General features: G+C 68.4%; 10 protein-coding genes. 9 read left to right on the top strand and 1 reads right to left on the bottom strand.

Going from position 1 to position 12,149, the window contains the following annotated elements:
- Positions 1 to 55 precede the first annotated feature (55 nt).
- The 9 genes from ABIB14_RS02375 (at position 56) to ABIB14_RS02335 (ending at position 10,739) form a co-directional block, all read left to right on the top strand.
- Complete coding sequence (locus ABIB14_RS02375; protein WP_354233786.1) at positions 56 to 1,714, top strand: thiamine pyrophosphate-binding protein; 1,659 nt, start codon at positions 56 to 58, stop codon at positions 1,712 to 1,714.
- A 59-nt stretch (positions 1,715 to 1,773) separates the two neighbouring features.
- Positions 1,774 to 2,355 (top strand): histidine phosphatase family protein, encoded by a 582-nt coding sequence (locus tag ABIB14_RS02370; protein WP_354233784.1) that lies wholly within the window; start codon positions 1,774 to 1,776, stop codon positions 2,353 to 2,355.
- 68 nt (positions 2,356 to 2,423) lie between these two features.
- Complete coding sequence (locus ABIB14_RS02365; protein ID WP_354233783.1) at positions 2,424 to 3,050, top strand: hypothetical protein; 627 nt, start codon at positions 2,424 to 2,426, stop codon at positions 3,048 to 3,050.
- A 152-nt stretch (positions 3,051 to 3,202) separates the two neighbouring features.
- Positions 3,203 to 4,645, top strand: a complete 1,443-nt coding sequence (locus ABIB14_RS02360) for a DUF3375 domain-containing protein (protein ID WP_354233781.1) — start codon at positions 3,203 to 3,205, stop codon at positions 4,643 to 4,645.
- The gene (locus tag ABIB14_RS02355) at positions 4,642 to 5,298 is read left to right on the top strand and encodes a DUF4194 domain-containing protein (RefSeq protein ID WP_354233780.1); all 657 of its coding nucleotides are present in this window, start codon (positions 4,642 to 4,644) and stop codon (positions 5,296 to 5,298) included. Before ABIB14_RS02360 ends, ABIB14_RS02355 begins: the two co-directional genes overlap by 4 nt.
- Positions 5,295 to 8,702, top strand: coding sequence for an ATP-binding protein (locus ABIB14_RS02350; RefSeq protein WP_354233778.1), 3,408 nt, complete (start codon positions 5,295 to 5,297; stop codon positions 8,700 to 8,702). Before ABIB14_RS02355 ends, ABIB14_RS02350 begins: the two co-directional genes overlap by 4 nt.
- On the top strand, positions 8,692 to 9,984 hold the full coding sequence (locus tag ABIB14_RS02345; protein WP_354233776.1) for a Wadjet anti-phage system protein JetD domain-containing protein: 1,293 nt from the start codon (positions 8,692 to 8,694) through the stop codon (positions 9,982 to 9,984). The genes ABIB14_RS02350 and ABIB14_RS02345 overlap by 11 nt, the downstream gene beginning before the upstream one ends.
- 87 nt (positions 9,985 to 10,071) lie before the next feature.
- Positions 10,072 to 10,338, top strand: coding sequence for a type II toxin-antitoxin system Phd/YefM family antitoxin (locus tag ABIB14_RS02340; RefSeq protein WP_354233774.1), 267 nt, complete (start codon positions 10,072 to 10,074; stop codon positions 10,336 to 10,338).
- Positions 10,335 to 10,739 (top strand): type II toxin-antitoxin system VapC family toxin, encoded by a 405-nt coding sequence (locus ABIB14_RS02335; RefSeq protein WP_354233772.1) that lies wholly within the window; start codon positions 10,335 to 10,337, stop codon positions 10,737 to 10,739. Before ABIB14_RS02340 ends, ABIB14_RS02335 begins: the two co-directional genes overlap by 4 nt.
- Here the strand turns inward: ABIB14_RS02335 and ABIB14_RS02330 are convergent.
- Complete coding sequence (locus ABIB14_RS02330; protein ID WP_354233770.1) at positions 10,736 to 12,100, bottom strand: MFS transporter; 1,365 nt, start codon at positions 12,098 to 12,100, stop codon at positions 10,736 to 10,738. The genes ABIB14_RS02335 and ABIB14_RS02330 overlap by 4 nt on opposite strands.
- Positions 12,101 to 12,149: the final 49 nt, after the last annotated feature.

The raw sequence follows: 12,149 nt of genomic DNA, 5'->3' as shown, positions 1-12,149 counted from the left end.
CCCTAGTCAGAACTACTCTCTTGCCGATCTGAGGGCCAGCCCGCAGGATTTCTGCATGACTTCACTTACCGTCTCCGGCCGCGTGGCACAGGTTCTCGGCAGCCACCTCACCGACGTATTCGGCGTCATGGGCAACGGCAACGCCTACTTCCTGGACGCCGCCGAGAGGCTCGGCCTCCGATTCACACCCGTCCGGCATGAAGGCGCCGCCGTCGCCGCGGCCGACGCGTACTACCGGTCGTCCGGACGGCTCGCAGCGGGCACCACCACCTACGGCCCCGGCTACACCAATGCGCTCACCGCCCTGGCCGAGGCGGTCCAGGCACAGATCCCCGTGGTCCTCGTCACCGGGGACGCGCCCACCAGCGGCGCCCGACCGCAGGACGTGGACCAGGCCGCCATCGCCGCGGGCCTCGGCGCGGCCACCTTCACCGTCACCCGCGACACCGCGGGCTCCATCACCCGGCAGGCGGTGGAGTACGCACTCACCCGGCGCACCGCCGTCGTCCTTGCCATCCCCTACGACCTCGCGGCACTCGAGGCTGCGGACGAGGAAGTTCCGGCGGAGTCGGCACCCCTGGTAACGGACGACGTCGACGGCGGACTAGGGCAGGTTGCCCGCCTGCTCGCCGGGGCCAGGCGGCCGCTGATCCTGGCCGGCCGGGGTGCCCACCTCGCCGGCGCCGGCCCGGACCTCCGAGAGCTCGCCGACCGCCTGGGCGCGCTGACCGCCGGAACCGCACTGGCGCTGAACCTCCTCCAGGGCGACGGGTACCTCGGTGTCGCGGGCGGCTTTGGCACGGACACCGCTGCCGGGCTGATGGGTGAGGCCGATGTGGTGCTGGTGGCAGGGGCGAGCCTGAGTCCGTTCACCATGCGGTTCGGACACCTGCTCGGCCCGGACTGCACCGTCATCCAGATCGACACCACCCTGCAGCCCACGCACCCGCGGGTGGACCTGTTCGTCAGCGCGGACGCGAAGTCCGCTGCCGGACGCCTGCTCCGGATGCTGGACCACCCGGCTTCCACAGAAGCCTGGCGCGCGGAAGCCCGCAGGCGCCTCGCCGAAGGACCCGCCCACCACGCAGGATCCGCGCACACCGCGGACGGCAGGCTGGACCCGCGCGCCCTGGCCACTGCGCTGGATGCTGTGCTGCCGGAGCGCCGCACGGTGGTGCAGGACGGCGGGCACTTCATCGGCTGGGCACCCATGTACTGGCGCATCCCGCGGCCGCAGGACCTGGTGATGGTGGGGACCGCCTACCAGTCCATCGGCCTTGGCCTGGCCAGCGCCGTCGGGGCGGCCCGTGCGGTGGAGGACGGCCGCACCCTGGTGCTGGCCTCTGGCGACGGCGGTTTCCTGATGGGCCTGGCCGACCTCGAATCGCTCATTGGGGCGGCGGCGAGCGCCGTCGTCGTGATCTACAACGACGCCGCCTACGGCGCCGAAATCCACCAGTACGGCTCGCAGGGCCTGAGCGAAAAACCCATGCTGATCCCGGAGGTGGACTTCAGCGGTGTTGCCCGTGCGTTGGGCGCCGAGTCAGCGGTCATCCGGTCACTGGCTGACCTTTCCGCGCTGCAGAACTGGATCGATGCCGGCGCCAAGGGAACCTTCGTGGCCGACTGCCGGATCACCTCCAGCGTCCGTGCTCCGTGGCTGAGCGAGTGGATGCAGGCCTCGCAGGCTGCAAAGTCGGCAGTGGCGGGCTGACGGCGGCACGGTCCTTACCACGGGCCGGGAGGACGCGTGCCCTCTGGCAGGATGGATCCATGACCCTGACAACCTTCGCCCTCGTCCGCCATGGCCAGACCGACTGGAACGCGCAGCGCAGGCTGCAGGGATCCACCGACATTCCGCTGAACGACGTCGGCCGCGGCCAGGCACGGGACGCCGTCGCCGCGTTGTTTGAGTACGAGTGGGACGCTCTCGTATCTTCGCCGCTGAGCCGCGCGGCGGAGACTGCCGACCTGATCGCCGCCGGGCTCGGGCTCAGCGTGGCCCGGCGGGTCCCGGAACTCACCGAGCGATCGTTCGGGCCGGCCGAGGGCATGCAGGCCGGCCCGGAGCTGGAGGCCCTGCGCATCCCCGGCGGGTTCCGCGGCGCCGAGAGCGACGATGAGGCTGCTCACCGCGGACTGGCTGCGCTGGATGCCCTGGCCGAGGAGTTCAGCGGCCGCCGCGTCCTGGTGGTCGCCCACGGCACGCTCATCCGTCTGGCCCTGGGCCGCGCGCTTGGTCAAGCCCTGCCGAGTATCGACAACGCCGCGCTGAACCTAGCCCACCACCACCCGGTGGACGGCTGGCAGCTCGAATACCTTAACGGCGAACGGCTGACCGCCGTCGTCGGCTGAGCGGTGCCCCGGCCTGCCAATCCATAGCTCCGGGCGCCGCCGTCCGACCGGCGGACTAGTCTGATCCCATGCCACCGACTTCGTCTTCGACACCAATCGAGGCCTTCGCTTCCACCGGCCCGGCCGAGTGGTGGCAGATCCTTGCCGCTCTGGGGCCGCTGGCGGTCCTGCTTGGCGCCACTGTGGCCGGGGTCATCGGCTGGCGGACCCTGAAACAGAAAAGTGAGGCGGATAATCGCGCCGAATGGTGGCGGCGGACGCAGTGGGCCCTCGACGCCGCCTACTCCGGGAACACGGAGCGCGGCACCATCGGGCTGAAAGTCCTCAAGGTCCTGGGTGAGAGCCCGTTGGCCGGAAGCGGCGAGCTCGCCGTCCTCGAAGCCGCCTCGGAAAAGCAGCTCAACACAGCGGCCCGGGCCCTGACGGGCCGTGCAACTGCGGAAGCGCAGCCCTCAGCGGCGGCCCGGCCGCGCCCCGCCCCGCCGGCCGCAGGGGTGGACGGCGCTCCGGCCCCACGGAACACTGAGGAAGACCACAAGCCCGGCGAACCTGAAGAAGTCTTCGACCAAGACGACCGCGCCATGCAGTTCGCGGCGGCCCAGCTGCGGGAAGTCACCGACCGCCGGCTGGGTAAGGTGACTCCGGCCTGGATCACGGCCCTCGCCCGGGAAGAACCTCCCAGCCACACCGGCTGAGCGTTACCTCCTCCGCCGCGCACGACGCCGAGCACGACGCCGCGCTGGAACGGGACGCACGGCCCTAATGCGCAGCCCACGGAAAATGTCCGCGGCGCCCTTTAGAGTGGAGGGGCAGAAGACGCTACTCAGTGACACACCACGGGGACCGGATGGACTATTACGCAATCAACGCGCTGCGGGAGAACCACGCAGGCTGGTCCCTGTTGCGCGCCCAAAACGCGCCGCTGGCCGTGGCGTTCTTCATGGCGGCGTTCACCGGGCCCAACCAGCGCAACCTCGGCCGCCAGCAGCTCATTGATGTCCTGGACGACGTCCTCTTCGGGTTACGGGATGCCGACGGCGGCGACAAGTTCCCGCGTGCGGCCGCCGACTACCTGGACGACTGGGCCGCGCCGGAGCGGGCCTGGCTGCGGAAGTACTACGTGCCGGGCCAGGATGAGCCGCACTTTGACCTGACCCCGGCCGCGGAGGACGTGGTCCGGTGGGTGGAGAACCTTCGCGGCCGGGACTTCGTGGCCACGCAGTCCCGGCTGACCAGCATCTTCGCCGTGCTCAAGCAGCTGGTGCAGCAGTCCGAGACGGACCCCGAAGTCAGGCTCGCCGAGCTGCAACGCCAGCGGGACGGGATCGACGCCGAGATGAAGCGGATCCGCGCCGGCCATATCCGGGTGATGACCGGCCCCGAAGCCCTGGACCACCTGCAGCAGCTCACCGCTTTAGCGAAGGACCTGCTGTCCGACTTCCGCGAAGTCGAGCAGAACTTCCGCAAACTGGACCGGCAGGTCCGGGAACAGATCGCCACCTGGGACGGGACCCAGGGCGAGCTCCTGGCGTCCATTTTCGCCAACCAGCAGGACATCAGCAGCTCCCTGCAGGGCCGCACGTTCCAGGGCTTCTGGGACTACCTGATGTCCCCGCAGCTGCGCACCGAACTGCAGGACCTGCTCCAGCGCGCCACCCAGATCGAAGCCCTCGCCGGGACGGACAGCCTGCACGCCGTAGCCAACCTCCACCAGGACTGGCTGCCCGCCGTCGAACAGACCCAGGCCACCGTCCGCCAGCTCTCCCAACAGATGCGCCGGCTCCTCGATGACAAGGTATTCCTGGAAAACAAGCGCATCATGCGGCTCATCCGCGGCGTCGAATCCGCCGCGCTGGGCACCCGGGAGGCGCCGCCGTCGGGCGCTTTTATCGAGATCGACGCGCCGTCCGTGGACGTGGTGCTGCCGTTTGAGCGGCCACTGTATGAGCCCAGCCGCAAGGTGATGGTGGACGACGCCGTCCTGACCGCCGATGACGCGGACGTGGACGCTGGCGCCCTGTTCAGCCAGTTCCATGTGGACAAGCTGCGGCTGCAGGGCAACATCGATGCGGTCCTGGCCGAGGCGGAGCAGGCGACCCTCGCGGAGGTCACCGCTGTGTACCCGCTCTCGCAGGGCCTCGCCGAGGTGGTGGCGTACTACCAGCTGGCCACGGAGTCGGACTGGGCCAGCATCAACCCGGACCAGTCCCAGCAGCTCTCTTGGCAGTTGCCGGACGGCAGCATCCGCGAAGCCACCCTCGAACAAATCATCTTCGGAAGGCCAGTATGAGCCCGGCGAACCCCAGCAGCGCACAAACCGTAGCAGGGACGCCGGAGCAGCTCCCCGCCGTCGTCACCAGGCTTTTCAAAGGAGTGATGTACGCGGAATCGGACGAAAAGGTCTGGCAATCCCTGCTCGGCCTGACCTCACAGGTGCGCGACTACGTCTCCGTGCTGGGCCTGGACCTGATCCTGGACGAATCGGAGGGCTACGCGTTCCTGCGCTCGCGGGAGGATCCGGACGGGACGCTCCCGCGGCTGATCGCGCGCCGGACACTGACGTTCAACGTCAGCCTGCTGCTGGCCCTGCTCCGCGGCCGGATGCTCGAGTTCGACACCAACAGCAGCGAACTCCGGCTCATCATGACCGAACAGGACATCGCGGACATGGTCTCGGTGTTCCTGCCAGAATCCAGCAACGAGGCCCGGGTCCTGGACCGGCTGGGCGCGGACATCAAGAAGGTGGTGGAACTGGGCTTCCTGCGCAAGCTGAAGGGGCAGGCGGACACGTACGAGGTGGCCCGGATCCTCAAGGCGTACGTGGATGCGCAGTGGCTGGAGGAGTTCGACGCGCGGCTGGCCGACTACCGGGCCACGCTCGGCGGAGAACCGCTCGCCGGCGCCCCTGCGGGCGGCGCGGTTGAAACGGAGGAGAGCAAGTGACGGCGGACCTGGGCACGGACCTGCAGGAGAGCCTGTTCAGCCTGGACGAGACCGCGGACCGGGCCGGCACTGCGCCGGGCTTCCGGCTGCACCGGTTGGAGCTGCTTAACTGGGGCACCTTCCACCAGGGCGTGCGAACCTTCCGGCTGGACGGTGCGAACAGCCTGCTCACCGGCGACATCGGCTCGGGTAAGTCCACCGTGGTGGATGCGATCACCACGCTGCTGCTGCCGGCGCACAGGATCGAATACAACAAGGCCGCGGGGGCGCAGAAGAAGGAACGCTCCCTGATGTCGTACGTCCGCGGCTTCCACAAGAGTGCCCGGAGCGCCGGCGGCGAGTACTCCAAGCCGGTGGCGTTGCGCGGGACGGGGCAGCTGACGGTGGTGCTGGGCGTCTTCCACAACGCCGTGCTGGGCAAGTGGGTGACCCTGGGCATCACGTTGTGGGCGACGCAGGAGGGCGGCCAGCCCAACCGCTTCTACTCGCTCGCGGAAGCGGAGCAGTCCATCGCCACGGACTTCGCCAACTTCGGCCAGGACCCGCTGAAACTGAAAAAGAAGCTCCGCGCCGCAGGTGCTTCGGTGCATGACTCCTTCGATCCCTACTCGGCGGCATTCAAGCGGCAGTTCGGCATCAGCGGCAACCAGGCCATGGAGCTGTTCCACCGGACGGTGTCGATGAAGCAGGTCGAAAACATCACCTCGTTCGTGCGCAGCAACATGCTGGAAGAGGACGAGGCCGCCACCCGGATCACCAACCTGATCCACCATTTCGATGACCTGAAGAAGGCCCACGACGCCGTCCTCCGCGCCAAGGACCAGATCGCCCTGCTGACGCCCATCAAGGTGGGTGCCGCACAACACGCCATGCTGACCGCCGACGACGAGCTGGCCCGCACACAGCGCGACCAGCTGCACCCCTGGTTCACGGACCGGAAACTGCAGCTGAGCCTGGCGCACCAGGCCGAGCTGGTGCAGACCGGCGTGCGGCTGCAGGAGGACGCCGCCCGGCTCAAGGCCGAGACCGCCGAACTGCGACGGGACCTCGCCGCGGTGGAAGAAGACATCCGCACCAACGGCGGCGGCCGGTTGGCGGCGATCGACGCCGACCTATCCCGGTTCGCCGCCGACTCCGCAGCCCAGCGGCAACGGTTCGAGGCGTACACCGCCGCAGCGGCGGACCTGGGCCTGCAAACCCCGGAGGACCGGGTGCTGTTCGATGCCAACCGGGCCCGGCTCGCCGACGTCGAGGCGGAGCTCGCCACGGCGACGGACGAACTGCAGGACCGCCGCACCGAACTGACCATGTCGCGGACCGTCCTGACCGGCCAGGCCGCGGACATCACCGCCGAGCTCACCAGCCTGCAGGCCCGGCGCAACCTGATCCCGCTCCCCCAACTGGACATCCGCCGTCGTCTTTGCGAAGGCACCGGCATCAAGGACACCGACCTGCCCTACGCGGGCGAGCTCCTCAAGGTCCGCGACGGCGAGTCAGCCTGGGAAGGCGCCGCGGAGCGCACGCTGCGCGGGTTCGCCCTCTCGCTCCTGGTGCCGGCGGAGCATTACACGGCCGTCAGCACGTGGGTGGACTCGAATAACCTCAAAGGCCGGCTCGTCTATCTGCGGATCGGGGACTCGTACGCGCCGAAGGCTGCCGAGCCGGGGACGCTGGCGGCGAAGATCGCCATCAAGGCCGGCACGCCGTTCCGGGATTTCCTGCAGGACGAGCTCAGCAACCGGTTCGACTACTTCTGCTGCGAGAACCTGGCGGACTTCCGCCGCTACCCCAGGGCGTTGACGGCCAACGGCCAGCTCAAGGGCGGCCGGGGCCGGCACGAAAAGGACGACCGCAAGGACCTGGCGGACCGGCGCAACTACGTGCTGGGCTGGGACAACCAGGAGAAAATTGCCCGGTTCCGCGCCGAACTGGACGAGGCCCAGGGCCAGCTGAAGGTGGTGGCCACCCAGCTCGGCAAGGTCAACGACCAGCTGGGATCGCTCGGCCGGCAGAACCGGCAGCTGGGCATCGTCGGCGCGGTCCAGGACTTCGGCGAGATCAGCTGGCAGCTCACGGCCCGCAAGATCGAGGACCTCAAGGCGGAGAAACGGGAGCTGGAGTCCACGTCCGACGTCCTGCAGCAGCTGATGGCCAAGCAGGCCCAGGTGACGAACCAGCTGGGCCGCACGGAGGACAAGGCGGGGAAGCTGCAGCAGCGCATCGGCGCCAACGAGAAAGACGCCAGGGACATCGCCGAGGCCATCGAGGAGTGCCGGGCCGTCCTGGGCGAGACGCCGGTGACGGACGACGCCGCGGTGCTGGCCGCCGTCGGACGCCTCACCGGGGATGCGCTCGGGGATAAGCCGCTCACCTACCGGAACACTGCCGCCGTGGAGAGTGCTGTCCGGTCAGGGCTGACGGAGCGGATCGATGCCCTGGCCAAGCGGATTGCGCGCGCCGCGGAGGGCACCGTCCGGCAGATGGCGGACTTCCGCAACAAGTACCCCAACGAGACCACGGACATCGACGCCTCTCTTGAGGCAGCGGCGGACTACAACCGGCTGCTGGAGCAGCTGGAGGGCAACGACCTGCCCCGGTTCGAGGCCCGGTTCAAGGAGTCGCTGAACCAGAACACCATCCACGAGGTGGTGGCGTTCAACGCGTTCCTGGACAGCCGGCGACAGGACATCGTGAACCGGATCGGCGAGATCAACCTCTCGCTGGCGGGGATTCCGTACAACACGGGCCGGCACATCCAGCTGGAGCACCAGAGCACGTCGGACCAGGACGTGCGGGAGTTCGGCAGCGACCTGCGGGCCTGCTCGGAAGGCACCATCGGCGACGAGGACCAGTACTCGGAGCAGAAGTACCTGCAGGTGGAGCGGCTGATCGAGCGGTTCCGGGGCCGGGACGGGCTGACCACCCTGGATGAGCGGTGGACCGCGAAGGTCACGGACGTGCGGAACTGGTTCACGTTTTCGGCGTCGGAAAAGTGGACCGAGACCGGCGAGGAGTACGAGCATTTCACCGATTCCGGCGGCAAGTCCGGCGGCCAGAAGGAGAAGCTCGCCTACACCATCCTGGCGGCGGCGCTGGCGTTCCAGTTCGGGCTCGGGTCCGGTAAGGGCGCGGGCAGGAACGCGGGCAGCGGCCGGAGTTTCCGGTTTGTGGTGATTGATGAGGCGTTCGGCCGCGGCTCGGACGAATCGGCCCGGTACGGGCTGGAATTGTTCGAGCGGCTGAAACTGCAGCTGCTGATCGTCACTCCCCTGCAGAAGATCCACGTGATCGAGCCGTTCGTCTCGCACGTCGGCTTCGTGGCGAACACCCACGGGGACGACTCCCAGCTGCGCAACATGACCATCCAGGAGTACCGCGAGGAGAAGGACCGGCGTGCCGGCTGAGTCAAGACCCGGGCAGCGCCGGGGCTGGACCACGCAGGGCTGGACCACGCTGGCGGGGCTGCGGGCCGTTTCGGTGAAGGCGTGGAACAGCGGGGCGCTGCTGCGGGAACTGCTTGCTCCCTCCGTCGCCTACCCCCGCCGCCGGATGTTGAAACGTCCGACGGCGGCGGCGCTGTTGAGTGACTACGCGGCGGTCCGTGCCTGGGCGGCTGAGCTTTCTGCCGGGGCCGGGGCGTACGCCCTGGAGACGGTGGAAGCGGGGCGGCGGACGGTCGGGTCTAACCTGATTCCTGCCGCGGCGGTGTTTTCCACTGTGCAGGACGAGATCGCCTTCGCCGGAAAGAGCCGGGAAGCTGTGCATTTCCAGGCGCTCGCCGCATCGCTTGCTGAGCTCGATCCGCTGCTAATGGGCTGGGTCACGAGGCGTCCCATGAAACTGCTCGAGCTGGGTGATGACGCCGTACCCGCCGCGCGGGCTGCGCTGTGGCTTCGGGACAACCCGTCACCAGGTATTTACCTCCGGCAGCTGGGACTACCCGGGGTGCACACCAAATTCATCGAGCTGCACCGGCAGGTCATCGACCAGATGCTTGCCGCCCTCACGCCCGGCTCCAGGGGTGTTGATCCGGAGGCCAATCTCGAGGGCGAGGCCGGCGCCGAACCTCCGGTAGAAATGACCGGAGCCGACGTTGCCCTGGACGACGGGGCAGGCCGCACGGCGGCCGCGCGGTTCGCCCGGCGGCACGGATTCCTGCATCCGCCCGAGCTGGTCCGGTTCCGGGTTTTAGCCTCTGACGTTGACGTCTGCGGCGGCGCGCGGGACATCACCGTCACAGCCGAGGCGTTCAGCATGCTGGCCCTGCCGGTGCACACGGTGATTGCGACTGAAAACCTGGTCAATTTTCTGGCCCTGCCCGAACGGCCCGGAACACTGGCCCTGTTCGGGGCAGGCTACGGATTTTCCTGCCTGCGGGACGCGGCCTGGCTCCGGGACTGCGACGTTCTCTATTGGGGCGATTTGGACACCCATGGGTTCCGGATCCTGGACCAACTCCGTGCGGTGCACCCGCACGTGGCCAGCGTCCTGATGGATGAAGCGACGCTGCTGGCCCACCGCGACGCCTGGGGCAGCGAGCCGACTCCGTCACGGGCGGTGCTGACCAGGCTGACGCAGGAGGAGGCGGCCGTCTACAACTCACTGGGCAACGACTCCTACGGACCGGCCGTCCGCCTCGAACAGGAACTCATCCATTGGGACTGGGCGCTGGACCGGCTCCCCTGATCCAACGCGGGAGCCGGGCGGTCCCGAAGGTACGGCGTTCCGTGCCCGGCATAAATGTGCGGTGCTACGATTGCTACGGAGGACACAATGACCACTATCCCGCACCGCGAGCTCCGCAACCAGAGCAGCAAGATCCTGGAGCGTGTCAAGAACGGTGAGACCATTGATGTCACTAACAACGGCGAAATAGCTGCGACATTGATCCCGCCTGCAGCCTCGCCGTTTGAACGACTACTCCGGTCCGGAAGCGTGCGGCGCGCAGCCGCGGAACCAGTCGATTTCCAGGTCCTGCGCCGCGTCAAGACTGACGCAGGCAGCGCCGAGATCCTTTCCGAACTACGCGGCGACCGTTGATCATCTACGTAGACACGTCCGCCGCCCTCAAGTTGGTCGTGGCGGAAACCGAGTCCACGTCTGTGGCCCGGTACCTTTCCGCGGCAGCGCAGGGAGGCGACCATCTGGTGGCCTCGATGTTGCTCTACACCGAACTTCACTGCGCGGGCACACGCCGGGGCCTGCCGGTCGAACTGATCAACACGGTTCTGGGCGGAATCAACCTGGTGGACGTAGCGCGTTCGGATCTGATGTATGCCGCCGCTATGCCCGGGCGGCTCCGAAGCGCCGACGCCATCCACCTCGCCACCGCAATTCGGCTGCAGACGGACATCCTGGTGGCCTACGACGCCGAACTCATCGCCGCCGCATCAGAAGCCGGACTCAATACCGAGTCGCCGGGGGCCCATGACCGGCCTTAGCCTTCCCGCTCTTCCCGCCACACCAGCGACACGACGAACACCACCGCACCCAACCCCAGCATGACGAAGACCATCAGCCCCCAGTTCGCCTGCGTGACTCCGCTGCCGTAGAAGATGCCGATCAGTACGGTAGCCGTGATCGCGCCCAGGTACCGGCAGGTCTGCAAGATCCCGGCGGCCACTCCGCGCTCCTCCAATCGGGTGGACACGTACATCCCCTGGCTGGAGGAAATGCTGACCACGCAATACGGAACCCCCAGCAACGCGGTCAGCGCCAGCACCAGCGGTGCGGCCAGGGATGTGGTCAGCAGCCACATCGCCCCCGACGCAACCACCAGCAGGACGACGCCGGCGATCAGCACCCGCCGCACTCCGAACCGGTCAATGCCGCGGACCGCGAACGGCGTCAGCACCACCGAGATGGCGGCCAGCGGCAACATCAGCAAGCCCACGATCCCCGGGTCGTAACCGCCGGCGGTCTGCAGCAACTGCGGGAGCCCGAAGAACGCGAAGTAGTAGACCCCGTTGAACAGAGCGAACCCGAGGTAGACCAGCAGCAGCGGCCGGTTGCGGCCCAGCAGCCGCAGGTCCAGGAACGGCGCGCTGAAGCGCAGCTCCCGCCACGCGAACAACGCCGCCAGCAGCAGCCCGGCCGCCAGCAGCCACCACCGGTAATCCGGCAACACATTCAGCAGCGCCATCATCACCAGCACCAGGGCGCCGATGAAGGCGCCGATGCCCGGCAGGTCCGAGTCACGGACGAGGTCCCGCACCTCGCCGTGCTCCCGCTCACCGTCCGCCGGGGCGAACCGCCGGACCATGAAGATGGACGCCAGTGCGAGCGGGACGTTGACCAGGAACAGCGCCTGCCAGCCCACCAGGCTCACCAGCAGTCCGCCCACCACCGGCCCGACGGCGGCCGCCGAGGTGTTCGCCATCTGGATCCGGCCCAGCGGCCGGGTGGATTTCACGTTCGCCTGCCGCGCCAGCGCGGCGACCATGACGATGGCGCTGGGGTACGCCGTCGCGGTCCCCAGCGCCATGAACGCCCGCGCCACGCAGAGCAGGGCGAAGTTAGGCGCGAACGGCGCCAGCGCGCAGGTCACCGCCACGAGCGCCATGCCCCAGAGGAACAGCCGGCGCGGGCCGAAGCGGTCCGCCAGCCTGCCCATCAGCGGCTGACCCGCCGCGGAGGTGAGGTAGAAGGCGGTAATCACCCAGGTGACCGTGGCGACGTCGAGCCCGAAATCGGCGCGGAGTACCACCAGCGCGACGGCGATCATCGAGGAGTTCAGCGGGTTCAGCGCGGTACCAAGGCTGAGCCCTGCGACGGCCAAGCCTGTCCGGGAAGAGTTGCTCACGGCAACAGTCTGACCTATGGCGCCAGCCGAAATCGAACCAGGCCGCCCC

It is taken from the genome of Arthrobacter sp. UYEF3 (assembly GCF_040546245.1).
Lineage (GTDB): Bacteria > Actinomycetota > Actinomycetes > Actinomycetales > Micrococcaceae > Arthrobacter.
This window is presented reverse-complemented; position numbering and strand designations above follow the sequence as displayed.

What these genes read in the sequence shown, in the direction of transcription:
- ABIB14_RS02355 (WP_354233780.1), top strand. Translation starts at nt 4,642, where the DNA reads ATGAGCCCGGCGAACCCCAGCAGCGCACAAACCGTAGCAGGGACGCCG.
- ABIB14_RS02365 (WP_354233783.1), top strand. Translation starts at nt 2,424, where the DNA reads ATGCCACCGACTTCGTCTTCGACACCAATCGAGGCCTTCGCTTCCACC.
- ABIB14_RS02370 (WP_354233784.1), top strand. Translation starts at nt 1,774, where the DNA reads ATGACCCTGACAACCTTCGCCCTCGTCCGCCATGGCCAGACCGACTGG.
- ABIB14_RS02340 (WP_354233774.1), top strand. Translation starts at nt 10,072, where the DNA reads ATGACCACTATCCCGCACCGCGAGCTCCGCAACCAGAGCAGCAAGATC.
- ABIB14_RS02360 (WP_354233781.1), top strand. Translation starts at nt 3,203, where the DNA reads ATGGACTATTACGCAATCAACGCGCTGCGGGAGAACCACGCAGGCTGG.
- ABIB14_RS02375 (WP_354233786.1), top strand. Translation starts at nt 56, where the DNA reads ATGACTTCACTTACCGTCTCCGGCCGCGTGGCACAGGTTCTCGGCAGC.